Source organism: Paenibacillus lupini, from assembly GCF_011761355.1.
Classification (GTDB): Bacteria; Bacillota; Bacilli; order Paenibacillales; family Paenibacillaceae; genus Pristimantibacillus; species Pristimantibacillus lupini.
In genome coordinates this window covers 167623-194547 of sequence record NZ_JAASRW010000003.1, presented here as the reverse complement: position 1 = coordinate 194547, position 26925 = coordinate 167623, and the positions used below count along the sequence as shown (strand labels likewise).

Sequence of the window (26925 nt, the reverse complement as noted above, 5' to 3'; positions counted from 1 at the left end):
ACGTTGGCGCACCAGCCAGACTCTCACTAGCTACCTTTAACGTTGGTGAACCACTCAGTTTCTCACTAACTACCTCTGACGTTGGCGCACCATTCAATCTCTCACTAGTTACCTCAGACGTTGATGCACCAGCCAGTCTCTCACTAGCTACCTTCTTCGCTTGCGCGAACTCAGACCCTCGCTACTATCTCAACATTCTGGCGCTCTGGCCTTAGCCGCCTTCCGCGCCGCCATGCGGCGCGGAACCCGCTGCCGACCCGATGCTCTTCACGGGGCGGGCTGGCACACCGGCTGCCAGCATGCCTGCTGCGACCGGCTTGGTGACAACGGCGCCTGCGGCAACGACCGCTCGTGCGCCGATCTCTACGCCGGCGAGGATGCGGACGCCGCAGCCGATCCAGACATCTCGGCCAATACGGATGGCCGAGCCCAGCACGGGATTGTCGCGGATCGGCAGCGATGGATCGTTCCATGTATGCTGGAACGAGACAAGCGACGATTGATGCGCAATAGATACTTCATCCTCGATGATGAGCCCGCCATAAGCATCGATGTAACATTGCTTATGGATACTCACATTCGAGCCAATTACAAGCCGTTCCGGATAACGGAGCTCCACGGAGCGTCCGATCAACACGTTATCGCCGCAGCGTTTGGCGAGTCGTCTCAGCAAAACGTAGCGCATGGCCACACCTGGCAGATCCGGCAGCCAATCGCTTAGTACCCACATCCACTGAAGCAGCGGCCTCGGCAGCGGCTTTAGTACCTTTTCCGTCAAGCGAAGAATCCCCCGAAACTTACCGAACTGATCACGGCCCCGTTTCTTCGTCTTATGCACGCTGCTGCGTTCCAAGTGCTTTCTCGTCCATTCACCTGCCCTATGTTGTTCTTGTTCCTGCATGTCCATCGCCCCCCTTTCCTCCAGCAAGCCGTCCATGCCAAGCAGGAGACTTTGCTCCTCCAAGCGGCATCCCAGCCGTATTAAGCTGCGGCAGCTCACCTTTTTGTTCAGCTTCTAATAACTGAATTTTCCGATGTTTCAGAATAAAGATTTTGCGGCACCATACAAGTGCATAACCGCTGATGGTGTAGATCAGTGGCAGAACAGGAAGCTTCTTACGCACCATGTTATCCCCGATTGTCCCTACGCCGTAGTCGAGCTCACGGCCCGTAATCGTCACGTATCCGACCAGCACCAGCGCACAGGCATAAGTGAAAATAAGCACCGCCGCCATCAGGTAAAACTTCCGTGTTTCTTTGTACACAATAGCCTGATAGACCGAGATCATGAGGACAATCCCCATAAATACGGCTTCCAGCGTCCGAAGCAAAAGCTCTGGCTCCCAGTTGCTGAAATTAATCGGGTTCGGACTAATGAACAGGAAGACCGACAGCATCCCGGCATTAATGATGCCAAGAGGTCCAATCTGCATAAACAAGAGCCCCGCCGCAGCAAGCATGACGCCAATTGCAGTACGTATTCGCTGCGTATATAAGAAATAAAAACAAAGTGTGTATATAACCGCGTAATCCCGCAGCCCCGTGGAGTACAGAACAACGATGATGAACAGCAGCCACCTTTTACGAAGCAGCAGCATCGCCCCTAGCAACCCCAGCCATACGCAGGTAATGTCTTTTGCAAACAAAGAGGACATGTACATCAGCGATGGGCTAAGCATAAGACCAATGACCGAGATCAGAATAAACGGCTGTCTCGCATTGTCCGGATCAGGAAGCGTGTAAGCGAAACGGCTTTCGTTCAGCTTATAGGCGTTATTCACGATCAGGATCAATATGACGGTATTAAACAAAATAATCGCCAGCGGATCATCCAGCTCCAGCCATTTGAAGAATGGCATATAGAGCATGCCGAATACCGGATAGGCGGAAATGTTCATCCAGCCGTTCTGTACCTGTTCAATCGCATACGGCATAAATTGCGACAGCTTCTCGAAGGTCGTTACCTGCTCGTAATAGTGAATCTCATCCGGTCCGGCTAGCGGATTAACCGTTGCTGCATAGATCGCTTTCCCCGCCAGCGTGGCGGTAAAGCTTACCATCAGCAGCACCGGCGCATTTGGCCAGCGCATTAACACGAAGAACGGAAGCAGCAGTCCGCAGTATAAAATCAGCGACAGTCTTTCATCCGCGGCAAAAGCCCACTTCGCCGTCAGTATCAGAAGGACGGAGTAGCCGAGCAGCATGACCTTCCGCGAATCGATAAAACGATCAGCCTGCATACAATCGCTCCAGCTTCGCCGCGCTTACCCGAATATCGTAGCCGCGCTCTCCTAATGCTGCCGCTCTTGCCTGCCATTCCCCGCCGCCATTGCCTTTGCGTTCTGCTAGACTAGCCATTGCTTCTGCCCAGCGCTCTGGTGAATCATTCACCGCAAGCCGCTCGATTAGACCAATCCGCAGATCCGCTTCACGTGGTACACCTTCCGAGATCAAGCATGGTACTCCTGCCGCCTGCGCTTCAATGAGCACAATGCCAAGTCCTTCATAAAGAGATGGAAGCACGAATGCGTCCAGCGCACCTAGCAGCTCCGGCACATCCTTACGGAGGCCAAGGAAGCTGACTTTGTCCGCTACTCCAAGCTCCTTCGCCTTACGTTCCATCTCGGGTCTTAGCGGACCATCACCGCAAAGCAAGAGACGCGACTTTGGACGCTTCTTTACGAGGGAAGCAAAGCTATCAAGCAGCAGCGCATGATTCTTTTGTTTGCTGAACCGGCCGATATGACCAATAAGCAATTCATCATCTGCTGCCCCAAAGCGATTGCGAAGTTCCTGACGGTTCTCCTGAACGAGCGACTCATAAGGAGCAAGCGTTATCGCGTTCGGAAATACATCAACCCGTCCGTCCTTCCAGCAGCTTGAGCCAAAGAGCGATTCACAAGCAGCGCGTGAGCAGCCCAGCATGTCCGTAGAGTGACGGCGGATCAATCCTCGCATATACGACCGGTAGATATTGCGCAGCGGCGAGGACGACTTGCTGTCGCTTGTGTTATGACTATGGCTGATCCTCACGGGTACACCCAGCTTGTCTGCCAGCTTGAGCACATAGCCGCTGAAACCAAATACATGACTATGAACCGCAGCATAAGGCCCGTACTTGTTCATGTTCTCCATCAGCTGTTTGCGGAAGGAACGAATACCGTCCTTCGGCGGCGGCTGAACAAAGATTGTCCCGCCAAGCTCCCGGATCTCCTCATCGTAAAAAGAAGGCTCCGGCGACTGTACGGCAAAATGGAATTCGTACTTGTCCCGATCAATATTCCGATACACATTCATCAGCAGCGTCTCGATGCCGCCTGGATGCATGCGTCCAACGACGTGCAGCACTTTGATTTTGTTATGGCTCATGGCAGTATTCTCCCGATATGTTCATAGAGCTGCAGTTTTTTATCATTAATGGCTTCTGCCGAATCCGCCATCCTGCCTTCCACTGCTGCAGCAAGCTGCTGCCTGCTTTTACGGAAATCAATTAGCTGGCTGGACATGCCGAGATCGGCAAAAATATTCTCAAGCTTCCTGTCCCAGATAAGACCGTATGTCGGCTTGCCCATCGCAAGCGACGGGATGCAGGCATGAAGACGCTGCGCAATAACGGTATGGCAGGCGGCTATCGTGCCAACAAGCTGCTCAACGGTTGTTGGATACGGCGTCATCTCGACACCCGGCACACCTTTCAAACGAGGCTTCACAAATTGCTCAACAAAAGCGTTATCTGATGCAGCACCGTTGGTGAACAAGCTTACCTCATGACCGGCTGCAAGAGCTTCCTTCGCTGCAGCAGCCCACCAATCGGCACAGTCTTCACGTTCCCAGCGGAGCTCACAGTGACGATTCATCTCATGTGGATCCATAATACCGAGGCCAATCTTCCGCTTCCCTGGTCTCTCAGCACCAGCAGAAGCTTCGGTCAAACCAAAAGCTTCTGGTGTGAATAGAGCAGGGTCAGCTAAAGTAACTGTCTTGCTCTCCAGCTTTGGATCCAGTTGAAGCAGAAAACGCCGCGAGTCCTCATCCCTCACAGCAATAGAAGCGGCATACCGGCAAACCCCAAGCAGCCAGCGTTTGGCTTGCGCACTCCAAGGTCCACGTGCACCAACAAGCAGAATATGAAGCGGCTTGCCTTGACGCTTAGCCTCTTCCGCTACACGACGGACTGCCAGCGGGAAGGTCCAGTACGTATCGATCAGCAGATGTCCGCCCCCGATAAATACGGCTTCCGACTCGCTAACCGCTTTCCTCAGTTCGCCGTTCAGCTTCTCGTTCTTGCTGCGATGCAGCCAATAAGCCTTCAAGCGGCGAAGGGCGTCTGGCGTCATCTTCTTGCTGGAGCCGGCACTATTCAGCTTAAGGGCTGGTGCCGAAGCAGCTTGCGCTGACTTTGCTGCTGGAGCACCAGCAATTGCATAATGCAGACCACCACGAGCCGAGTAGATCGGCATCGATTGATCACATCGGCCATCCAGCAGATCAAAATGGATAACCTGATGTTTGCCGCGCATAGCGATAATGCGATTTAACGTATAGGCAATGAGGCCGTCTCCTAAATTTGGCGACTTCGGAACCCCCGCCAGCAATACCTTCTTCACGAGTAATTCCCCCTCTTTCTAACAAGTGATAATCTTGGCGCCCAGGCAAGCGTCTGCACACCAGGCTTACGACTGACGAGCAGCACAGCCGCTGAGTTCCACACGATAAGCGATAAAGTAGCAGCAAGTGCGCCGCCCAGCATGCCAAGCTGAGGAATAAGCAGTGCATTAAGGGCTGCATTCACAATCGCTGCGGCAATAAGTATTTTAGTCAATGAGTTCTGGCGTCCGGTCATTGTAGCTACCGTACCGTTCTGCCCGCAGTAAGCACTGAACAGCTGACCAAAGGCCAGAATGAGCAGTGACGGGTACGCCTTCGTGAACTCGGCGCCAAACAATCCAAGCGTCCAATGTCCGAAGATGACGAAGTAGGCAAAAACGACAGCCGCGAATGCAAAACCAATTCGGCCTGTCCGTCTGCACACCCGCTGCAGCCCGTTCATGTCGCCTTTTGCGTACATTTCCGATACAAGCGGCGAAGCCGTCATATTAACCGCCGTCAGCATGAACGATACCAATACGGCCAATCTAACCGCTGCGGAGAATAGGCCCGACTCCGTCTCTCCCCGCATAAACCCCATCATTAACACGTTTAATTGTCCAAGTATTAAATACATGCCGGCATTAACCATTAACGACGATGATAATCGCAGCCAGCCTCGTGTCTCAAAGCTAGGGACAACTGACGCAGTCTGAGTACCGATCCGTTTCTTCAGCACAACCGCACCAATGACGTAGGTGACGGCCGTTGCCAGCAGATAGCAGAGCAGTGCTAGAGCAGCGCCAAGCTTCACGCCCGAAGCTCCAAGTGCAGCAACAAAGCCGATCGTCAGCACCGGCCGGATGATCTTCTCCGGCAGCTGTGCGAACAATGCGTCCTTCATCGCTTGCAGTGCACTTTGACGTAAGGTTGCAAGCGTCAGAAGTGGAATCGCAGCAAAACCAGCGATATAAGCAATCGTCTTCGCATGATCAGCGGTTTCGCTTTGTTTCCCACTGCCCCAGTCCATCCAAGCCACAACCGCAATGCCAATGATCGCAGTAAGAATGGAGAGGGTGAAGCCAATCTGATTGCTGCGGCGCAAGAGGCCTTTAATCAGCGGCCAGTCTCCCTTTACCCGGTAGGCAGAGACGAGCTTAACCGTTGCCGTATCAAAGCCAAGCTTAGCCGGGAACACCATAAACGTAACGACTGTCGTTACGAAGGCATAAATACCGTAATCTGCTACACCAAGAAGTCGTGCCAGTGCGATCTGCAGCAGCATCGCCAGTCCCATGCCAATCGAATTGATCAGGAAGCTGGCGCCTCCTCCCCGGCTAAGCCGAGTTGTTATAAGCGTTCGGACAGACTTGATGGCTGAAGCGCCCGATTTTTCGCCGTCCTTCATGCTGCACTCTCCTAAAAAGAATTGCTTAACTTAATCATTAACCAGCAGCTGTCGCGCCGCCGTTCCGGTAAGTTGGCACCAGATGCTGCAGAACCGCACGGATATCATCCGGATGCTGTCCAAGCACCTTTTCCATCTTGCGAATTTCGAAATCAAGATCTTTACGGTTGAGCTGTACAGGTCTGCCGATGAAGATTCGATTGTGTATCGTTGAAGTAAGGCCTTCTTCATTTGTCAGCAGCTCTTCGTACAGCTTCTCGCCTTCTCGCATACCAGAGAACGTAATGTCGATGTCGACATGCGGCTCGTAGCCGGATAAGCGGATCAGGTCAACAGCCAGATCGTAAATTTTAACTGGTTTACCCATATCGAGAATGAATACCTCTCCGCCTTTGGCGAATGAGCCTGCTTGGATAACAAGCTGAACGGCTTCCGGAATTGTCATGAAATACCGCACCATCTCTGGATGCGTAACCGTCACCGGACCACCCTTCACAATTTGCTCCTTGAACCGCGGAATAACGCTGCCGCGGCTGCCAAGCACGTTGCCGAATCGCACCGCTACAAACTTCGTATTACTGTGCATGTCGAGACTTTGAATGAACATCTCGGCAATCCGTTTCGTTGTTCCCATAACGCTTGTTGGGTTAACGGCTTTATCTGTGGAGATGAGCACGAAACGCTCTGCTCCATATGCATCTGCGCATTCGGCTACATTTTTGGTACCAAATACGTTGTTTTTAATCGCTTCTGCAGGGTTACGCTCCATCAGCGGCACATGCTTATGGGCTGCGGCATGGAAGACAACCTGCGGCTTGAATTTAGCAAATACACTATCGATACGCGTCCGGTCCTGAACATCCGCAATCACTGTTTCGATCGGCAAGTGAGGGAAAAGACTGCGCATTTCCATCTCAATCGTATAAATACTGTTCTCGCCGTGACCAAGAAGCAGCAGCTTGCTTGGTGCGAAAGGAGCGATCTGGCGGCAAAGCTCGGAGCCGATTGAACCACCCGCACCTGTTACGAGAACCACTTTATTTTGAACATAACCAGCAATATGCTCGAGATCCGTTCGGATCGGGTCACGCCCGAGCAGGTCTTCAACGCTGACATCACGCATACGGCCTGCCGCACCACGGTTATCAATCATATCCTGCAGATCCGGAACGATCTTCAGCTTGGCTTTCGTTGTTTTGCAAAGGTTAACAAGCTCAGAGATTTGTGACTTCGATACCGACGGCATCGCGATAATAATCTCGTCAATATGGTGTGATTCCACGACACAAGCAATCTCCCGGCGGTTGCCTAGAACAGGTAGACCAAGGACATCCATCAGGTGCTTATAAGGGTCGTCATCAATAAAACCTACCGGCGTTACGCTAACTCCGTCGTTCTGCTGCATTTCCTTCGCGATCAGCGTACCGCAGCTGCCTGCACCAATGATCAAGGCGCGGCGGCTATCAACAGCGGGCTTACTTACACTGTATTTATCGCAGAAAATACGCCAGGTAAGGCGCGGGCCAGCCATAAGCAAGAAGATGCCTGCTGCGTGATGCAGCATCAAGAGCGTATGTGCTTCACCTTGCATCACCCACCAAGCCGCAAAAGGGATAACAGCCGCAGCCAGTGCGACCTGCAGCAGGCAGAGCATGTCGGAGATGCCAGTATATTGCCAGATCCGGCGGTGAAGCCGCATCCGATGAAGCCTCCAGAACCCGACGACTGCTGCTAAAGCTGCATAAGCCAGCCAGGCAATAGCCCCGCCTTGCGGAGCTGATGGTTCAAGCGCATACGCTATAGCGAAGCTGACAAGCATAGCTGCCAAATCCCCCGCTACAATGACTTTTGTCCGATAATGAGCCAGCACAATGAATTCCTCCTTAAAAAATTTGTGAGGCAATTCTTGCTTCGTAAAGCAATTCTTGCTTCGTAAGCATCAACTTGTTCTAAACAGGTTTATACCGCTTTAGATTGGGGTCGTCTCACGTCCGATCTACGTATTCGTAATAAGGACCCGCATCGCGGTGAGCGGTTTGATTGAGGGCAATACCAACGATTCTTGCCTGCACGAATTGCAGTGCATTCCGTGCTTTGATTGCATGCTGTCTTTTACCAGTACGAGCATTCACGACAAGCAGCACACCGTCACTTTTCGAGGACACAACCTGCGCATCCGCAACTGCAAGCACTGGCGGCGTATCGATCAAGACGATATCGTACTGCTCACGAAGCTGATCAAGCAGCGCATCCATTCGAGATGAACCTAACAGCTCCGAAGGATTTGGCGGAATCGGTCCGGAGGTCATCACATCAAGCCCCGGAATACGACTTTCCTTTACCACTTCTCTCAGATCTGCCTGTCCGGACAGGACATGCGACAGTCCCGTTCGATTAGTTAGACCAAAAGTGAAATGGGCTGTTGGCTTTCGAAGGTCCGCGTCAACGAGAATCGTCCGCTTTTCCATCTGAGCATAAGTAACCGCCAAATTCATAATCGTTGTTGATTTGCCTTCCTTTGGTCCCGCCGAAGTCACCATAAGCAGCTGCAGCGGACGGTCCGTCTCGGCATATTGCAGATTCGTACGTAAGGTTCGGTACGCTTCTGAGATCGGAGAAGTCGGATTTGCGTCGGCTACAACCGGGCGAAGTTTAAGATCACTGCGTGACATTCTTCTCACCGTCCTTCCCTGTACTCGTCGTCTTACTTATAGAGAGTGTCTTCGGCTTCAGATCGCCTTGCTTAATATTCGGTATGGCTGCCAGCGTAGGAAGGCCAAGATACCGTTCCACATCCGCTTCCGTGCGGATCGTATCATCGAAATAGTTAAGGGCCAGAACAAGTGTAATCGAGAGTAGGAATGCTGCGACAAAACCGATTGCCGTGTTCAGCTTCGTATCCGGCTTTACCTTCACAGGCTGATCATCGAGGTCTGCTGTATGAAGGATGTACACGTTGTCGACCTTCATAATGAGTGGAATTTGCTGTTGAAATACATAGGAGACTGAATTAACCACTTGTGCTGCTCTTTTGTAGTCCGTGTCCAAATAAGAAATGGTAACGACCTGCGTTCCATTTACCGAGCTGAACCGGATATTATGCATAAGCTGATCCGTCGTCAGCTCGAGCTCAGGATGTTTCTGTACCACCAGATCCATAATGGCCGGGGTACGAATAATTTCCTTGTACGTATTAATTAAGCTTAAATTTGTGTTGATCATATTCAGATCCAGCTTGAACGATCCCGCCTGACCCGCTGTCGAGTTGACGATCAGTTTCGTATAGGCTTGATAGACAGGCTTCATCACCCATGCACTATAGGCTCCCGCCGCTGTCGCACCAATAAGGGTCACGATAATGACGAGCCAAAGCTTTTTCCGAACGAGCCACACTATTTCCTTTAAATCCAATTGGCTGCTCAAAACGACAATAACCTCCATCCCTTTCCATCAACATTCGACTTTGATTATGTCACAAGGGTCCCCCTGACAATGAGGGAAGAAGGTAATATTTTCAATTAGGCGGCTGTTATCATTTTTTGATTACTATTGCATGCTGAATTTCCTAGCTTTTCATATTTCTCATCATGAATTAATGTAAAAGAGAGAATTATTTCCAGTAAATTCATGTATTATTCGATCAAAATCGATGTATTTCTAGGTATCTAAAACACATCCATTGGCATAGAGTCAGGATTTTGCAAAAATCGTGATTTTCCGCATAACAGCGGGCTCTGCGGAATATGGAAGCAGGAGGAAATAATGTGTGGGGAGGTTAATGCCGAGTAGAATGCAAGGACTTTTGCCACAGACAGTAGCAGAATCGGGATATTGCCCGGTAGGTCAAAAATGATAAGAGTATTCTCATAAAGGACAACCCTCCCGATTTCCTGCCAGTTGGCCTAGGTTTGTCCTTATTTTATAGTCTATTGACCCTGATTAGGCAGAATCAAGCAGTAAATGATGGCTTGAGCAATGGCAATTCATGAACATTTGATGTCGTTTTTCATCATAAAGGATACTAGTGATTGAAAAATACCGTTATTACGCTAGTTGCTTGCCATCTCCTTTGAACTAATTGTAAATAACCTAGTCCAGCGGTAGGACATTGGACAATTGGTTTGAGCGCAGCAGCAACCCATTTTGGGGGTCCCCTAGGCCGCCTGTAGGATGGGTTTTGTGATAACAATCATCATGCTTTCGCGCTCATTCTCACTCGTTTGGATGCTTTTCTCACTCAATCACCAGCCGTTTTAGTGCGATTTGATCCATTTGTCATAGCATTCAACCGCTTTCTTTTCTCCGTTATCAACCCCGTTATATCCTCCATCGGAGCGCTAATTCCGACCACCAAACGTTCTTATATTCGAACTATCTGCCTTTTCACCTACCTCTCTCACATTCCAAATACCTGCCTCTTTACCCATCCATTCCGTTATCTATTCCCACTCCCATTTGTCCCTTTCACCTACCTCAATCGAATTTCAACCACCTGCCTACTCACTCATTAAACCCGTCATATATTTCAACTACTATCTGCCCTTTCACCGACTTCTCCCGCATATCACTTAACTAGCGCTATTAACACTCCAAGTATCTGCCCTCTCACCTATCCAACTCATCATATATCCCTACTACTATCTGCCTTTCACCGACTTCTCCCACATAACACCCAACTAACACTATTCACACTCCAAGTATTTGCCCTCTCACCAATCCAACTCATCATATATCCCTACTACTATCTGCTCTTTCGCCTACTTCTCCCGCAATTCACCTAACTAGCGCTATTCACACTCCAGGCAACTTTCCTATCACCTATCCAACTCGTCATATATCCCTACTACTATCTGCTCTTTCACTGACTTCTCCCGCAATTCACCAAACTAGCGCGCTACGTTGGATTTTGTACACTATATTTACTCTCTGGGACGTTCTCCTGAAGCTAGACTGGATTTCATCCAGTAGAATTGAATCAAAATACTTTCGAGATGCGCCAGAATGGAGTTTATATTGGAGGAAATCCAGTCTAGAGGGTAAGACGATCGGTTTGGGTTTTGTTTCACTGGAGGAAATCCAACATACGAAAGAAGCCTAGTCAGATCCAATTGGACCTGACTAGGCTTCTTTCGAAATACAAAATATTAATTGCTAGTTTCGACTCGAACGTTGGTCGTAGATTCCTTTGAGGAGGACTTATGTTTTCCTCTAATTAGGATAGCAACCGACAAGAAGCCCAAAGCCAGCATACCAGCCAGCACGAATAGTGCAGGAACAAGATGGTCACCAAAAGCTTCCGGAGAAGTGATTGCTCCGCCACTCTCAAAGACAAGACCACTAATCGCTACGCCAAACACACCGCCAAGCTCACGCGACGCATTGCTTAAGCCACTTGCTTCACCTGCCGCATTTTCCGGAACAGATGTAAGAATACCGTGGGAAAGCGGCGTAAAGCTGAAGCCCATACCTGCGCCTGCCGCAACCATTGCCGGGACTAGAATGGCAAACGGGATGACTGCGCCTTGATTGATAATAAGCACTGCAATATAGACCATCGCAGCTATCTGCAGCAATAGTCCAAAGAGTAGGATTCGTTTGGTACCATAACGTCCGACTAATAGACCCGCAACCGGTGCACAAATCATCGTACATACGGTCCATGCCATTTCCCTTACACCTGCTCCAAGAGCTGAATAACCTTGAGCTTGCTGCAGGAACAACGTTAGTAGGAAGATCGCACCAAAGATCCCCGCGTTCATCCAAAAGCCAGCCGACAAATAGGCGCTGTACGACCGATTACGGAAATACTTGAATTGCACGAACGGCTGCTTCCGGCTGCGCTCCCATAGGTAGAACGCCAGCAACAGGACTGCCCCGCCTGCCATCGATCCCCACACATCAATTGTTCCCCAGCCTTCCGAGTTGCCGCGCATTAATCCGAATACAATGCCAAACAAGGAAGTGCCCAGCAGTACAATACCCGGCAGGTCCAAAGGCTTGCGCTCTCCCTTCGATTCCGTCAACCAAAATGCTCCGAAAATTATCGCAACGATCCCAATCGGCACGTTAATCCAGAAGATCATCTGCCAAGGCGCTCCGTTTACAATAATACCGCCGACCAAAGGACCAATGGACAGCCCTAGTCCGGATATGCCGGACCATAGGCCGATAGCCGCGGCACGTTTTTCAGGAGGAAAAGCTGCATTCACCAGCGTCAAGCTAAGCGGGATGATCGCCGCACTGCCAATACCCTGCAAAGCCCGTGACAGCGAAAGCTCAATTGAGCTGGTACTAAGCGCGGAAGCAAGCGAGCCTAAGGTGAATAGGACGACGCCGAGCAGGAACATTTTTTTACGGCCAAATCGATCCCCCAGCACACTAAACGGAATGAGCAGTACGGCAAAAGCTAAGGTGTAGGCATTGAGAAACCATTGCAGATCGGACATACCCGCGTGAAAATCTTCCTGGATGGATGGCAGCGCCACCCCAATAACCAGATTATCGAGCATCGCCATAAACAGGGCAATACAAGTGACAACAAGCAGCCTAACCCGTGAACCAGTAGATAGCATGTGAATTTCTCCTTTTATTGGAACTTTATTTATTGATAAATAAATGAATCCAGTAAAAAAACCTCTACCGTGGTCTATCGAAAATATGCGACCGCGTCTAGAGGTGAGAATCCGTGCACAGCGTGTTACTGCATTCCTGTTTGCCCAAGCTGTCCTAGTACAGGAAGCTGCAGGACTTCGGACATCGTAATGACCATTCCACATGCAATAAAGGATGAAGCCTGCGCGCTCGGATTTGGCAGACCGGCACGTTCGAAGCGTTCGGCGACAACCGTATGAATTTCAGCAAATTTGTCTTTCACGATCTCCCGAATATTCGGCTCAGGTGTCGCAAACGACTGCATACATAACAGAATCTCATCGCGGTGTGTTGCCATCAGCTCGTTAAATGCATTGCCCATCATATAAGCAAGTCTTTCCGGCGGAGCGTCAACCGTAGAAAAAGCATGCATAAGCCGGCTCTGTGCTCTCTCGAGTACGGCGAGGTATAACTCTTCCTTCGTCTTGAAGAAGTGGAACACATAAGGCTGGGTCACCCCTACCTCTGCAGCTACCATAGCCGTTGTCGTCTTATAAAATCCATTGTTTGCAAACAGTGAAGCGGCAGCATCCAGGATCTGATCTTTTCGGTTCGATATAGCAGTGAAGTCTTTTTCTCTTGGCGTCATAGGCTACCTCGTTTATTTATTTATCAATAAATTAATCTATTTTACTGGAAATGTCAACTACTTCCATGCGGAATTTTTATTTGGATTGAAAAAAAGCCGACGCGAGGTCGGCTTTAGGTTATCGCGTTGTATGTAAACTGCTCGGCCTACCACTGTAGTACGGGTTAATCGACTTATTGGACTCGATGCGCCGCCTAGACTACTCGTTTCCCGCCTGTAGTACGGTTTTTCCGTCTTATTTGCTCGAGGTTTGCCGTGGGGTTAGCTAGTTGGCAACTCAGCGAGCAGCTCTTCGAACCAGTACGCTACTTTCAGTGTGCCGTCGATATCGCCGACGCCGTCTTCATCGCACCATGCGGCTGACAGCACCGCATGGGCGAACCCCCACGCCAGTAACCTGGCGTGGTCAAGACCAAGCGCGCCGCATAATAGCTCTACGCGGCGCCGAATCACATCCAGCTGCCCCTTCGGCGGCAGCTGGTTCAAGAGCAGCGGAATCGTTCCGTATTCCGCCTCTCCAACCACACCCTTCGGGTCAATAGCCAGCCATCCCGGCTGCCCATCTCCCGAAGACAAAATATTCCCATGGTGCAAGTCACCATGGAGCAGCAACTGCATCCGGCTGCGCTCTCCGAGCAGCCGATCAAACACTGCCTCCGCGCGGCTGACCACGCGCTCCGGCAACGGCCCCGTGCCGCCGCCATGCCGCTGACGCAGCCGGCCAAGGCCCGCGGCCCAGTCCGCTACGGACGGGAATTCTCCCCCGTCCGGCGCAGGAACATAAATCCGCCGCATCACCTCGGCGGCCGCCAATGTCCTGTCGTCGTCACCAAGCTCCGACTCCGCCAGCATCATACCCGGGCTCACGCGCTCAATCAATAGCGCGCCCCGCTCCTCATCCGCGGCCAGCACACGCACCGCGCCGCGGCCATCATATAATCGCAGCGCCGCAAGCTCCGTACGGAATTCCCGGCAGGGCACGCAAAGCTTCAGCACGGCAGCCGTCCCATCCCGGAGCACACCCGGAGCTACAAAATTAAACGATAACGTAAAGGGAGACGGCAGCTCTACCGTCATCCCCCACTGCTCTTCACATTGAAGCAAAAGCTGATCGAAATCTGCCAGCCACAGCTCGCCTTTTTCGCCATGAACGGATTTAATCGTCTCGCTCAAATGCTCAGGAATCTGCATAACCGACCTCTCCCCCTACGCACGCAATATTAAAGCTGAACAGGAATGACGCACACCGGCCCAGCGATCTCGATCGAATAACCCGTATATACCGGCATACCCGACTCCGCAATACGGAACACCGCAGCATTATTCGTATCCTTGTTCACCGTAATCGCAAATTGACCACCTGGTACCAGCGCAAAATGACGTGGATGTTTGCCTTCCGTCGACACATGTCCAACCAGTGTAAGCTGACCGCTTTCCCCATCAACCGCAAAAACAACAAGGCTATCGTGACCACGGTTAGAGCCGTACAAGAAACGACCATCCTCTGAAATCGCGATTTCTGCGCAGCCATTCGCTTCCGTATAACCCTCAGGCAAAGTGGATACCGTCTGCAGCGTTTCCAGGGCACCCTTTTCCGCATCGTAACGGTAAGCAATGATTGTCGAGTCCAGCTCGTTAATGACAAAAGCAAACTGACCGTTCGGATGGAACGTCATATGACGCGGGCCTGCGCCAGGATGCACAACGGTCTCGCCATGGCGAACCAGCTTGCAGTTTTCTTTATCCAGGGTGTAAGCCACAATCCGGTCAATGCCAAGATCCGGCACAAAAATATATTTACCGTCCGGGCTGAAATTCGTGCTATGTGGATGCGGCTGATTTTGGTTCGGATGCGGGCCAGTTCCTTCATGCTGCTGGATGTCGAGAAGCTCGCCGATCTCACCATTTTTCGTCAAGGAAACAAGGCTGATCCGGCCTCCATGGTAACTGCAGAGCAGCACAAATTCGCTGTTCGCATCACGTTGAATATGGCAGGAAGGTGCTGTAATCGCAAGCTTCCGGTTTAACTCAGTAAGTCCACTTCCCTCGATCGAAAAAGCAACGCTATCACCAACCTTCGCCCCTTCAGCGTCCACACCTTCTGCGATCGCGTATAGTCTGCGGTTAGCTACGTCTACATTAAGGAACGTTGGGTTCTTCAGACCCGATGCTTGATTCAGCAGCGTAAGCGTCCCTTCCGTCGTATCAAATTCATACCGGTACACGCCGCTGGCCGAAGCTTCTGCGTAAGATCCGATAAATACAGTAAGTTTTTCATTATGTAAGGTCATGAATTATTTCCTCCCGCTTCTATAAATGCTCTCTATATTGTACCCTCTTAGGATACATAAACCAAGCTCTGTGCTCCGCATGGACAACGGCCTCATTTAAGCCTACACTGTTTTTAACGAATTCATTAAGCACGAAAGGGGAGAAAAGAATAGTGGCTATGAACCGTAAATTGTTTACCGATCCGGACTTCGAAGAGGCCGTTAAACGGCAATATCCGGTACGCGTCTTTAAGGATGATTATATTGTGAACAGCGGCGGCTCCGTGGTCCGATTCGACGACAACATCGTTGTGATCCAGTCCAGCGTAAGCGACCTCGTCTACTACACCAGGCAGGAATGCGAGTTTTTTGAGGTTCGCAAGCGATAACAGCCGTTCGAAAAAATGACAACAGCCTTCTAAGAGGTCTATAATTACTTTAGTAGTGAGAAAATCATTATTGAAGCTTATCCGCAGATGAGCGACCGCGTTACGAGGTAGATTTTATCGCCAATGTGAAATGTTTCGTCGAACTTTGGCGACGCGTTTCATTATTAAAGGAGTTTGCAGCATGAGCGAAAATGGAAAAATACTCGTCATGACCGCAGTAGCGGTTGAACGAGATGCCGTCCTGCGCGGTCTACAAGGAGACAGCCGCTTCGAGGTGATGGAAGCAGGTGTTGGCCCGGTTGAAGCGGCTGTCAGCACAGCAACGGTGCTTGCACTAGCAGGTCCCGGTGCTTATCGCCTTGTAATTTCCGCCGGTATCGCCGGTGGATTCAAGGAGCGTGCCTTGGTTGGTTCGCTTGTCGTCTCAAATACGATTATCGCCGCCGATCTTGGTGCTGAAACACCGGAAGGCTTCCACAGCGTGGACAAGCTTGGATTTGGCTCCGCTGTTATTGAGGTAGATGTAGCGCTTGCTGAGCGCTTAACATCGGCGCTTCAAGCTGCCGGGTTACAAACAACACTAGGCCCAGTCCTTACTTTGTCTACAGTAACCGGATCAGCCGAGACAGCTGCTGCGCTCACCGAGCGTATTTCTGGTGCTGCCGCGGAAGCGATGGAAGGCTTTGGTGTTGCCGCTGCTGCCCGCCGTGCTGGTCTTCCAGTGCTGGAGCTTCGTGCCATCTCAAATCCGGTTGGCCCGCGTGACCGCAGCGCTTGGCGGATCAAGGACGCTCTGCAGTCTCTTGAAGCTGCAAGCTCCGTATTACGGGAGGTTATCGAATGAAAATTGCTTTTTCCCCGTGTCCCAATGACACGTTTGTGTTCCATGCCTTGACGCATGGACTGATTCCCGGCGCGCCGGAATTTGAAGTGACATATGCTGATATCGACATTACAAACAACCTGGCTGCCAGCGGCGACAGTGATCTGGATGTGCTCAAAATCTCCTACGCTGCTCTGCCATGGGTGCTCAAAGATTATGCTCTTTTGCCATGCGGCGGTGCACTTGGCCGAGGCTGCGGCCCGCTTGTCCTGACGAAGGAGAAGCTTGAAGATCCGTCTACTTTAAACGGTAAAAAGGTAGCCGTACCAAGTGAGCGTTCGACTGCTTATCTGCTGTTCCGTCTATGGGCCGCTCAAAATGTGCCCGGCGGCGTAGGCGAAATTATCGTTATGCCATTCCATGAGATCATGCCTGCTGTACGCGATGGCAAGATTGATGCGGGGCTTGTCATTCATGAAGCACGCTTCACTTACCAGAACTATGACTTGTCCATGCTGGTTGATCTCGGCAGCTGGTGGGAGTCTGATACCGGACTGCCGATCCCGCTTGGTGCCATTATCGCCCGCCGATCGCTGGATCTGGCATCCATCTCGAGCTGGATCGAGCAATCCGTCGAGTATGCCTGGAAGCATCCGGAAGCGTCGAAGGAATATGTGATGCAGCATGCGCAGGAAATGGACCCGTCCGTTGCCCAGCAGCACATTAACCTGTATGTGAACGACTTCACCGGCAACCTCGGCAGCAGCGGTTATGCCGCAATCACTTCCCTGCTCACCCGTGCAGCCGAAGAAGGCCTCGTTCCTGCCTTCGACCCATCTCTGCTCGAGTTCAAGGGTTAATAGGAAATATCTAAAGGGCAGCTCGCTAAGCTACAGGCTTAGGGGTAGCCCTTTTCTTTTGATTTCTACTGCTAAAGTGCAACTTAATCCGCTGATAGAACCTAATTTTAAACATCCTGATGCAAAAGTGCAGATAAAATGCAGGGAACGAAGCTAATTGGTGCAGTGACAGTAAAATTACCTGCATTTTCGCATCACATTAACCATACGAGCACCAATGCAGTGTATTTACATGTACTTTTACAGGTTGATCATACTCCGCCTCCACCCGTACTACCCTTAACGATATCCCACATCGTTTAGCCCAACTTACCAGCTACTTTCAGACCACTTTCGCAAGTTTCCGCCTACCTTAACGATGTTCCGCATCGTATAGCTCTCTCCCTACCTGCCTTTTCCGCTCCTTAACGATGTCGCACATCGTTTAGCCCAACTAGCCAGCTACTTTCAGACCACTTTCGCACGTTTTCGTCCACCTTAACGATGTCCCACATCGTATAGCTCTCCCCAACCTGCCTTTTCCACTCCTTAACGATGTCGCACATCGTTTAGCCCAACTAACCAGCTACTTTTAAGCCACTTTCGCACGTTTTCGTCCACCTTAACGATGTCGCACATCGTATAGCCCTCTCCCTACCTGCTTTTCCACTCCTTAACGATGCGCCGTATCGCTAAGCCCGCCGCCCCAACAACGAAAAAGAGCTGCCCCAGTGAACTATGTTCACTTCAGGCAGCCCTTATTTATAATAGTGCGATCTGACTAGACGTCGGAGTCGTCCCATTTTTTCGAATATGCTTTCTTTGTGACCCAAAGGGTCATCCAGGTGAGCAAAACAACGATGATGCCGGCAAAAATCCATACTCCAACAGGAACGTTCATCTGTAACTACCCCCTTCTCGCTATTACCTCTATATTAACGGACAATAGGGGGTTGTATACGGCGTAAATATTAACATTTTGCAACGGTTTTCACTGAAATCTGCCAACTATGGGCATAGTGAGCGTCATATCAAGACATGCTACCTTGTGACCACTCAGGCTTTGTCTCTAGCGAAAAGCCCGCAGGAACTGAACTGCCTTACGGATATCCTCTTCCGGCTGCTGCCCTACCTCGCGCTCAATCGTCAAATAGCCGTTGAACCCGATATCCTGAAGCGCCTTCAAGTAACGGTCAAAAGGAACACTGCCTTCGCCAAGCGGCACTTCACGGAACAAAGCCCCGTCCGTTACCATATCGGCGATCACATTATGGTCCATCTTGTTATAACCCAAGTAGCCGTACACCTGACGAGGATCCACTTCAGCCGCCAGCTTCAGCCCATCCTTCGCATGGGTATGCACGATGTAATCCTTCAGCAGATACACACCTTGGACCGGATCATCTCCCGTTACCATCACCATATTCGCCGGGTCAAAATTGACCGACACGCCGTTTGTCGATAATGAATCGAGGAATGACTTCAATCGTGCAGCAGGCTCTGGTCCTGTTTCGATTGCAAAATACGCCCCCATGCTGCTCGCATAGCTGCTCAGCTCTTCACATGAGCTCTGCATCGCAGCATAAATCGCCGATTCTGTATCCTCAGGTACAATGCCAATATGTGTAGTCACGATATTCGTTCCAAGATCAAGCGCCAGCTCCAGAATACGCTTCGACTTCTCGATCTTAGCCGGATTCGCGGACGCGTCTTGAAAACCATGCCCGCCAAGATCACCGCACAAGGCGGATATGGTTAATCCGAGCGAATCAATCTGATCCTTCAGCTCACGCCGTGCCGAAGCCGATAAGTTTGCAGGATCGGTCTCGCCGCTGACCGCGTAGATCTGTACGCCTTCTGCGCCAACCTCTACTGCCTTCTTTAAACCCTCTTGCAGACCAATTCCGAAGCTCTCGACAATAACACCGATTGGATTGCTAATCTTTGTTCTCACCAGATCCGTCATCGTTTATACACCCTCCTTCGTCGCAGCTGCTACTTCAACCACTGCATCTGATTCCAATATAATCTCTGCCCCAAGCTCCGCCGACAGATAGACCGCCTCCAGCATCCGCATCAGCTCAACGCCATCCTCAACCGGACTGATTGGCTCGGCTTTTCCGAAGCAGCAATCTACAAAATGCGCAATCTCCTGATTAAAGCTGTCCTGGAACTGGAAGTCCAGATGATCCAACTGCGGCTCGATATTCACGATTTTGTTGAACTGCTCGGTTACGATCACCAGCTTTGGATCAAGCTCCGCTCCGCCTTTGGTTCCGTAAATTTTGCTGCTCATCTCGTTCTGCGCTGCATGCAGCGTATAGCTGATATCCACGTACAGCGAAGCACCGTTCTCGAAGCGGATCAGCGCATTGGCCATATCCTCGACATCGTTAAGCGAAGCATTGTAGTCCGCTGCCTTATAGAAGCTTAAACCTTCAATATGCGACCGGTTGCCCAGCTTCCGGTACGTATTCCCGCTCACGGAGACTGGCTTTGGCTTGCCCATCAGATACCAGCACAAATCAATCATATGTACTCCGATATCAATCAGCGGGCCGCCGCCCGAACGCGTGGCATCCGAGAACCACCCGCCAGGATTGCCAAGACGGCGGATAGCGGATGCTTTCGCATAATAAATTTCTCCAAGCTGCCCGCTCTCTGCATATTGCTTCACAAGCTGTGCCTGATCGGCATAGCGGCGTACAAAGCCGACAAGCAGCATTTTACCGGAACGCTTCACCGCTTCCTGTACGGTTAGTGCTTGTTCCACGGTTTGGGCAAGCGGTTTTTCGCATAGCACATGCTTGCCAGCGAGCAGCGCAGCTACAGCAATTTCCGCATGACTATTGTTCCAAGTACAGATGCTTACCGCATCAATATCCGGATTAGCCAGCAGTTCTATATAGTTATCATAAACATGAGGGATGCCATAAGCTGCAGCCTTCTCCTGCGCACGTTCTCCGTTCATATCAGCAATTGCTGTAAGCTCCACCTCAGAATGAACCGAATAAGCATGCAAATGTGAACTCGATATTGACCCTGCTCCAATAACTCCAACCTTTAATTTCGCCATTGCCCGCATCTCCTCCATGTTTCCTATAATCAGTTGCAATCAGATCTATGTTCAATTTATCATGAGATTAAAAAGAGAGGAATGAACAGCATGGCTCAATTCATGGATTATATGATCAGTCCAAAGCCCCTCCGCGTTGTCGATTTGACGCTTGATCCCGCCAAGCTGTCCGTTCGTTCTCTCGTCATTCGGAATGCAGGCTATTTGCCAGGCCGGACTCATTACCGGCAGGGGGCTGTTTTCACCCATTGGGCGATCGTTTATATTGCAGGAGGATCTGGCACCTATCGGGTGAACCATGGAGAACCGCAAGGCGTGACAGCGGGCAGCCTCTTCTTGTTCCAGCCTGGTGTCCACTATGATTATGGTCCGGACCCAGACGGTTTTTGGGATGAGTACTATTTTACAATTGAAGGAACAAGATTGCAGGAATGGCTGGACCATTGGCCATTTCAGCCGAATACGGTCATGCATCCGGGCGAGGATGCCTCGTCGCAGAACCGAATCGACCGGATCTTCGCGTTGATGGAAAGTGGTACACCCGCCAACGCCGACCGTGCTTCCCTGCTGCTTGAATCACTTGTCTACGAATGGGTGCAGCTCTGCCAAGCTTCTCCTTCCGGGAGCAAATCAGCAAGGCTTGCCCCACTGTTAGAAGCCTTGTCCGCTACGCTGCATGAGCCATTCGACGCTGCAGCTTTTGCAGAGCGCCATCACTGGGCATTGTCGACACTTCGCCGTACTGTCAGCGAATACACGGGCTTCGCCCTGCATGAATACGTCCATCGCCTCAAGATGGCGGAAGCCAAAAACCGCCTGCTCAATACCGAGCAGACGGTTAAGGAAATCGCGGGAGCGCTTGGCTACAGCGATGTATTTTATTTTTCGCGGCTGTTCAAAAAAATTACCGGTGAAGCGCCTCAGCTTTTCCGCAAAAACATGCGCTCGGTACGCTGATTCCCTTACAAATTCCCAAGTCTTAAAGCAAAGCGGCTTTGACGGGAAGCAATGGTCTGCAGATGCTTGAAGTTCGGATGAACGACCAGATCGTCCAGATAGGCCGACTCCATGCTGCCAGGCTCACGCATTTTATTAAGGGCTGTAATAATCTCTTCACCTGACTCGATCCCAATGCCATGACCGAAGAAGAGGTTTTCCGACAGCTTAACGACATTTTCTCCTTGCCATTCAGGTGTATCCCGGTCAAAGTCCGGATTACGGAAGTACATCACATCACCCGGCAACGCTTCATTCTTGTTATGTGTTGTAATGAACCACAGGTCACTATCGTGATTCCAATCCCGCAAATATAAAGGGTTGAACAGCGAGTTGAACATCTGCTCTCCAATTGTATCCAGCACACCTTTATACAATACGATCACGATTGCCGTTGCGCACTCGAACCCATATTCCTCACCATTTTGAAAAATATCATTAATGGCATCCGATGGCCGAACATCTGGATTCATCTGAAATCCGCCGTTGTCCGTACGTGTCCAGTAACGCGGATTACATCTCGATTGACGGAATACCGCAAAGTCTGCCCGGCTGTCCTGCAGCATTCTGGATGCATTCACGATACGATCCCTTAAGCGCAGCTCGAAATAAAGCTCATCCATTGAAGCATAGCGATAGACGACTGGACTGTTTTGCTTACCCTGCAGCACTTCACGCTCCACCGGCGTTAACGCAAACGGGTTAACCTGTCCGGCGTCACTGCCCGAAATCAGAAGCATTGTATTACCCCTCCCATGATCATGCCATGGGTTATTGTACGTGTGAGGGGTTTGATTGGTGCTCTGCCGCTGCTTGCTGCTTAGTGGCTAAAGAATGCAAGCTGGATAAAGAACAGTACCGCAAATACGTAAAAAATCGGATGAACGTCTTTGCCTTTGCCACGGATCAGCTTCAGAATCGGATACACGATAAAGCCAACGCCAATCCCCGTTGCAATGCTGTACGTAAGCGGCATAAGAACAACGATCAGGAATGCAGGGAATGCTTCTTCGATGTCATTCCATTCGATCTTGCGAAGCACGTTGATCATCAGGAAGCCTACGATAATCAGTGCCGGAGCTGTGATAGCCGGAATGCCTGCCAACACGGCTACCGTAGGTGAGAAGAAGAGCGTCAGCGTGAGTAGCACACAGACTGTAATCGCTGTGAGACCTGTTCTGCCGCCAACGGCAACACCTGAGCTGGACTCGACATAAGCGGATGTTGGGCTAGTACCCAGAAGGGCACCTGTTGTTGTTCCGATTGCATCGGCAAGTAAAGCGCCGCGCGAACGCGGGAATTTATTATCTTTCAGCAGGCCAGCCTGCTCGGCTACGCCAAGCATCGTACCTGTTGTATCGAACAGGGTAATAAGCAGGAACGTGAAGATAACGGCATAAAGACCATTTTTGAACACACCGCCAATATCCAGTTGGAAAAATGTCGCATTAAGTCCCGTAGGAAGCGAAGCCCAGGTATCCGGCAGATGCATCTCACCCGTGATCGCCGCGATAATCGCGGTAATGATCATACCGATGAACAGGAAGCCTTTGACCCGGTAGGCCATCAGGACAAGCGAAATGATAAGGCCAACAATCGTAAGCAGTGTCATTGGCTGTGACAGATCACCCAACGTAATGAGCGTTGCTGGCGAAGCGACGACGATTTTTGCATTTTGCAGACCAATAAACGTAATAAATAAGCCAATCCCAGCTGTAATTGCATGCTTCAGGCTTGTAGGGATGGCATCCAGCAGCATATAGCGGAAGGATGTCAGCGACAGCAGAATGAAGATAACCCCCGCCACAAACACGGCGCCAAGCGCTGTCTGCCACGATACGCCTTCTCCTCCTACTACAGTAAAAGCAAAATACGCGTTAAGGCCCATACCAGGTGCCAGTGCGATTGGATAGTTCGAGAAAAGTCCCATAATAAGCGTTGCTACGATACTTGCAAGAACCGTTGCGATAAAGACGCCATGGAAGTCCATTCCCGCTTCACTTAATACGCCGGGATTCACGATTACGATATAGACCATCGTTAGAAAAGTCGTTACTCCGGCGAGCAATTCCGTCGTTATCGAAGTGCCCCGCTCTTTCAATTTAAACAGGCGTTCCATTGTTCGTTCCCTCCGAGTTGTTCGTAATGTCTGGGTACGCTTTTTACCTATTGTCTCCTTGTTGGCGGCGAATTAGTAAATATGGGAAAACAAAAAAATCCTACGCCGCGAATTCAGGATAGTAGATACACGTATCCCTTATTCGTAGTTAGGATTTTTGGCTCCTTGTAGAGACCCTCACGCCATATTGATGAGGATATACGAATGTAGCTGATTAGAGTTGTTCAATTAACCTTCATAAGATTAAAGGAGTGGGCAGACGGTGTCAATCCTTTTTTGCGAAATTTGTCGTCTATTCACGAACTATTGGATTAGTGGAGTCGAAAATGTTCGCCTTCCTGACAAATCGTCGAACTTCCAGTTCCACAGTCCTCTGCGGCTGACGAATCGTCCCTGTTTAGGCGAATTCAATCGGATCAACACTTCTTTTAGCGATATACCACTACCTTTGTCAGGCTGGCAGGGAGTTGGCTCGCGGGGACGAATAAGTCTCACTAGTGACAAATGAATGAGGTGATGAAATGACGTTACTCAAAACAAAAGAGGCTGCCCAGCAGCTCGTCGTCAGCGAAACAACCATCAGACGTTGGGTGTCCACCTTCCCTGCATCCTTCCGGAAGGACATGTTCGGACACTACATCTTTGATGCTCCCGCGATGAACAAGCTTCGGCAGGTAAAAGGCCAGCTCGATGCCGGCACAGCGTTATATGACATTAAGCTTCCTACGCTGGCAGAAGAAGAAGCATTGGCCGCATTAGCAGCAGAAGTGGTTGGAGCTGGGGCTCCAGTTCAAGCTGATACGTTGGCGGATGGTGCTAGTGTCAGTAGTAACGCTGGTTCTACTGTAGAACGTGCCGTTGCTTTAGGTCGAAATGCTAACTCTAGTGTACTCGTCGTTGATCGTGCAGGTAACGTTCGTAATGCTGGTCCTGGTGAAGTTGATCTAGCAACAGCAGAGATTACTACAGGCATTGAGCATGCTGCAGCAGGTGCTGGAGGGAATAGCGTTATGACTCTTGCCCCACAAGCAAGCGATACTGTTCAATCGCATGAAGCTACGCAAGTAACCGTCCCTTCTGCCCCTACCCGTCCTTCATCTCACCTATTCGATGAACCAGATCCGATGCTCGAGCGTCTTAATGCCATAGAGAACGCCCTGTCCCAAAAGGCCGATGAAGTCGTTACCGTCCAGCTGCTCCATCATCGCAAAGAATTAGAGGAGCTTCGCAAGTCACTGACTGAGCTGGCCGCAAGTATCGAAGCGATCCGTAACCCAGAGCAGCCAAGTGCTGCCTTTGAGATTGCACAATCCACTGAAGCAGAAGGCAAACGCAAAAAACGCGGCTTCCGCTCGTTCTTTTTCTTCTGAAACGGGTAAAACAAAGGACCTAACTCCCTCCACTCAAGCTGTCCTCCGCATCCATTCCGCGGAAGTCAGGCCGAGTGAAACCGGGTTAGGTCCTTTTTGGCTTGTCTATTTGTCCAGCCTGCTCGATGGCCTGCTGTAAGCCTGTTTTCAGCCTTACAGCTTAGCACGCGGTGACTTTTTGCCTCTGTACGGCGGATATCGGTCTTACAATGCCTCAATTAAGCCTAATTCCTGCTACTATCTGGCTTGTAAGGCTGATTTCGGCCTTACAGCCAACTTTATGGTGACACTCTGTCGCTGTAAGGCTGATTCCGGCCTTACAGCGACAGAGGTATAATCAATTAGCTGCCTTACCCCCAATCGATAAACGATCAGAGTAATCCATCGCAGCCTGGGCGATCTGCACTAAGTCATGTCCCTGTGCCAATAGCTGCTGATTATTGAATAGATAATAAGCGGGATAACTCATGTCAGTCTGCAACTGCTGCGCAACCTTTTTCCCTTCCTCTGTCTGTACGTCGTAGATTACTGGCGTGAACCGGCCGGCCATGGCTGCCACCATATCATTAACGGCCTTTGTTTCTTCCTGCACTTTCTCCTTCACCAAGACGACAACCTGTAACTCCCCTTCATCTGCCGTCAAAAACGGCGTATAATCCGGCGCTGCTGCCGGAGCCTTTTCCTTACTCTGACCGCAGCCTGCAAGCATCACAACCATTAAGCATGCGACTATCCACACTCTAACCATATGTATAACTCTCCCTCAGCAAAAATAGAAAAGAGCCGGCCCCCGAGCAGCGCCTCTTGTCAGATGGTATCTAACAAGAGGCGCCGTTCACCAATGATGGGCCAGCCCTATTTATTACTTCGTCAGCTTCACGTCTTGCGGATGCGGCTCACTTGCGAGCTGTGCAGCAAGCGCGTTGGACGCTACCTGCTCCGGATCTTTGCAGCCCGGGATAACAGCCGTAACGGCTGGATGCTTGAGGCACCAAGCCAGCGCCCAGCTTGCCATGTCCATGCCTTGCGGCAATTCTTCGCGCTGAATACGCTCAACCTCCCGCAGCTTCTCCTGTGTACTCTCGACATCATGCCGGTGACGCACGTCGGTGCTGCTGAACACCGCTCCCGGCTTGTACTTACCGCTCAGGTAACCGCTGGCGAGCGGAACACGTGCAAGTACGCCAAGGTCCTGGCGCTGACAAGATGGGAATACCTGCTCTTCCGGCACACGGTCAAGACGGTTGTACACGACTTGAATCGCGCGGGAGCCTACTTTGGAAGAGGCTTCCGTCTGATGAATGTTCGCGTTGCTGCCAATCGAGGTACCGAGGAAGCGGATTTTTCCCGCCTGCACCTGCTTGTCCAATGTCGTCCACAATTCATCGTTATCGAAGAGGTGATCAGGTCCGGAATGGAACTGATAAAGATCAATGTAGTCTGTTTTTAATGCCTTTAAGGATGCATCCAGCTGCTCGATTACACCCGCCGGATCGAACACATCCGTACGAGTAAACCGTTCATGGAAATGATGACCGAACTTCGTTGCAAGTATCCAGTCTTCACGATTGCGGCGGCTGATATAGTCGCCAATAAGAGATTCTGAGAGATGATCGCCGTAACATTCTGCTGTGTCAATCAGGTTGATGCCAAGCTCATGCCCTTTGTCGAGGATCGCATCCGCTTCACCCTGCGTATATTCACGTCCCCATTCTCCTCCGAACTGCCATGTTCCGATGCCAATGATAGATACGTTAAGATCTGTACTTCCGAGTCTCCGATATTTCACAATCGCCACTCCTTCCAAT

At 50.7% G+C, this 26925-nt stretch carries 23 protein-coding genes and 1 riboswitch; of the genes, 5 read left to right on the top strand and 18 right to left on the bottom strand.

The genetic code is table 11. The features are described 5' to 3' along the window. Positions 1-211: 211 nt before the first annotated feature. The 12 genes from FHS17_RS10485 to FHS17_RS10430 form a co-directional block, all read right to left on the bottom strand. Entirely contained in the window at positions 212-901 is a 690-nt protein-coding gene (locus FHS17_RS10485) for an acyltransferase (protein WP_167278367.1), read from the bottom strand. Beyond that, the gene (locus tag FHS17_RS10480) at positions 879-2240 is read right to left on the bottom strand and encodes a hypothetical protein (protein ID WP_167278366.1); all 1362 of its coding nucleotides are present in this window, start codon (positions 2238-2240) and stop codon (positions 879-881) included. Before FHS17_RS10480 ends, FHS17_RS10485 begins: the two co-directional genes overlap by 23 nt. Further along, the gene (locus FHS17_RS10475; RefSeq protein ID WP_167278365.1) at positions 2230-3369 is read right to left on the bottom strand and encodes a glycosyltransferase family 1 protein; all 1140 of its coding nucleotides are present in this window, start codon (positions 3367-3369) and stop codon (positions 2230-2232) included. Before FHS17_RS10475 ends, FHS17_RS10480 begins: the two co-directional genes overlap by 11 nt. After that, positions 3366-4607: a polysaccharide pyruvyl transferase family protein gene (locus tag FHS17_RS10470; protein ID WP_167278364.1), complete on the bottom strand. Its 1242-nt coding sequence runs from the start codon at positions 4605-4607 to the stop codon at positions 3366-3368. The genes FHS17_RS10475 and FHS17_RS10470 overlap by 4 nt, the downstream gene beginning before the upstream one ends. Next, positions 4604-5995, bottom strand: coding sequence for a flippase (locus FHS17_RS10465; protein ID WP_167278363.1), 1392 nt, complete (start codon positions 5993-5995; stop codon positions 4604-4606). Before FHS17_RS10465 ends, FHS17_RS10470 begins: the two co-directional genes overlap by 4 nt. Before the next feature lie 37 nt (positions 5996-6032). Further along, positions 6033-7865, bottom strand: coding sequence for a polysaccharide biosynthesis protein (locus FHS17_RS10460; protein ID WP_167278362.1), 1833 nt, complete (start codon positions 7863-7865; stop codon positions 6033-6035). A 115-nt stretch (positions 7866-7980) separates the two neighbouring features. Further along, complete coding sequence (locus FHS17_RS10455; protein ID WP_167278361.1) at positions 7981-8667, bottom strand: CpsD/CapB family tyrosine-protein kinase; 687 nt, start codon at positions 8665-8667, stop codon at positions 7981-7983. Continuing rightward, entirely contained in the window at positions 8654-9418 is a 765-nt protein-coding gene (locus FHS17_RS10450; RefSeq protein WP_167278360.1) for a YveK family protein, read from the bottom strand. Before FHS17_RS10450 ends, FHS17_RS10455 begins: the two co-directional genes overlap by 14 nt. A 1721-nt stretch (positions 9419-11139) precedes the next feature. Beyond that, a complete protein-coding gene (locus FHS17_RS10445; RefSeq protein WP_167278359.1) occupies positions 11140-12567 on the bottom strand; it encodes an MFS transporter in 1428 nt (475 codons plus the stop codon). Between the two features lie 125 nt (positions 12568-12692). Beyond that, complete coding sequence (locus FHS17_RS10440) at positions 12693-13235, bottom strand: TetR/AcrR family transcriptional regulator (RefSeq protein ID WP_167278358.1); 543 nt, start codon at positions 13233-13235, stop codon at positions 12693-12695. Positions 13236-13496: 261 nt separating this feature from the next. Continuing rightward, entirely contained in the window at positions 13497-14426 is a 930-nt protein-coding gene (locus FHS17_RS10435; protein WP_167278357.1) for an aminoglycoside phosphotransferase family protein, read from the bottom strand. A 29-nt stretch (positions 14427-14455) separates the two neighbouring features. Beyond that, positions 14456-15526 carry a lactonase family protein gene (locus FHS17_RS10430; RefSeq protein ID WP_167278356.1) on the bottom strand — a complete coding sequence of 357 codons (1071 nt, stop codon included), beginning with the start codon at positions 15524-15526 and terminating at the stop codon, positions 14456-14458. Positions 15527-15678: 152 nt separating this feature from the next. On the opposite strand from FHS17_RS10430, the gene FHS17_RS10425 reads away from it, so the two are divergent. The 3 genes from FHS17_RS10425 (at position 15679) to FHS17_RS10415 (ending at position 17577) form a co-directional block, all read left to right on the top strand. After that, complete coding sequence (locus FHS17_RS10425; protein ID WP_167278355.1) at positions 15679-15894, top strand: hypothetical protein; 216 nt, start codon at positions 15679-15681, stop codon at positions 15892-15894. A gap of 181 nt (positions 15895-16075) precedes the next feature. Beyond that, the gene (locus tag FHS17_RS10420; protein WP_167278354.1) at positions 16076-16738 is read left to right on the top strand and encodes a futalosine hydrolase; all 663 of its coding nucleotides are present in this window, start codon (positions 16076-16078) and stop codon (positions 16736-16738) included. Next, positions 16735-17577 (top strand): 1,4-dihydroxy-6-naphtoate synthase, encoded by an 843-nt coding sequence (locus tag FHS17_RS10415; protein WP_167278353.1) that lies wholly within the window; start codon positions 16735-16737, stop codon positions 17575-17577. Before FHS17_RS10420 ends, FHS17_RS10415 begins: the two co-directional genes overlap by 4 nt. Positions 17578-18625: 1048 nt before the next feature. On the opposite strand, the gene FHS17_RS10410 is transcribed toward FHS17_RS10415, so the two are convergent. Then, positions 18626-19522 (bottom strand): sugar phosphate isomerase/epimerase family protein, encoded by an 897-nt coding sequence (locus FHS17_RS10410; RefSeq protein WP_208420321.1) that lies wholly within the window; start codon positions 19520-19522, stop codon positions 18626-18628. Positions 19523-19525: 3 nt separating this feature from the next. Beyond that, positions 19526-20632 (bottom strand): Gfo/Idh/MocA family protein, encoded by a 1107-nt coding sequence (locus FHS17_RS10405; RefSeq protein WP_167278352.1) that lies wholly within the window; start codon positions 20630-20632, stop codon positions 19526-19528. A 90-nt stretch (positions 20633-20722) separates the two neighbouring features. Here FHS17_RS10405 and FHS17_RS10400 point away from each other — a divergent pair, with 90 nt between their 5' ends. Beyond that, positions 20723-21589, top strand: coding sequence for a helix-turn-helix domain-containing protein (locus FHS17_RS10400; protein ID WP_167278351.1), 867 nt, complete (start codon positions 20723-20725; stop codon positions 21587-21589). A 5-nt stretch (positions 21590-21594) separates the two neighbouring features. On the opposite strand, the gene FHS17_RS10395 is transcribed toward FHS17_RS10400, so the two are convergent. Beyond that, complete coding sequence (locus tag FHS17_RS10395) at positions 21595-22368, bottom strand: protein-glutamine gamma-glutamyltransferase (protein ID WP_167278350.1); 774 nt, start codon at positions 22366-22368, stop codon at positions 21595-21597. 80 nt (positions 22369-22448) lie between these two features. Next, positions 22449-23747: an NCS2 family permease gene (locus FHS17_RS10390; RefSeq protein WP_167278349.1), complete on the bottom strand. Its 1299-nt coding sequence runs from the start codon at positions 23745-23747 to the stop codon at positions 22449-22451. Between the two features lie 125 nt (positions 23748-23872). Then, positions 23873-23971, bottom strand: a riboswitch (purine riboswitch). Positions 23972-24268: 297 nt separating this feature from the next. Between FHS17_RS10390 and FHS17_RS31080 the strand changes: the two genes are divergently transcribed. After that, the gene (locus tag FHS17_RS31080; protein ID WP_167278348.1) at positions 24269-25117 is read left to right on the top strand and encodes a MerR family transcriptional regulator; all 849 of its coding nucleotides are present in this window, start codon (positions 24269-24271) and stop codon (positions 25115-25117) included. A 337-nt stretch (positions 25118-25454) separates the two neighbouring features. Here the strand turns inward: FHS17_RS31080 and FHS17_RS10380 are convergent, their stop codons facing one another. Together FHS17_RS10380 and FHS17_RS10375 are read right to left on the bottom strand one after the other, a co-directional pair. Beyond that, positions 25455-25865 carry a hypothetical protein gene (locus FHS17_RS10380; RefSeq protein WP_167278347.1) on the bottom strand — a complete coding sequence of 137 codons (411 nt, stop codon included), beginning with the start codon at positions 25863-25865 and terminating at the stop codon, positions 25455-25457. A gap of 114 nt (positions 25866-25979) precedes the next feature. Next, on the bottom strand, positions 25980-26906 hold the full coding sequence (locus tag FHS17_RS10375) for an aldo/keto reductase (RefSeq protein WP_167278346.1): 927 nt from the start codon (positions 26904-26906) through the stop codon (positions 25980-25982). Between the last annotated feature and the right edge of the window lie 19 nt (positions 26907-26925).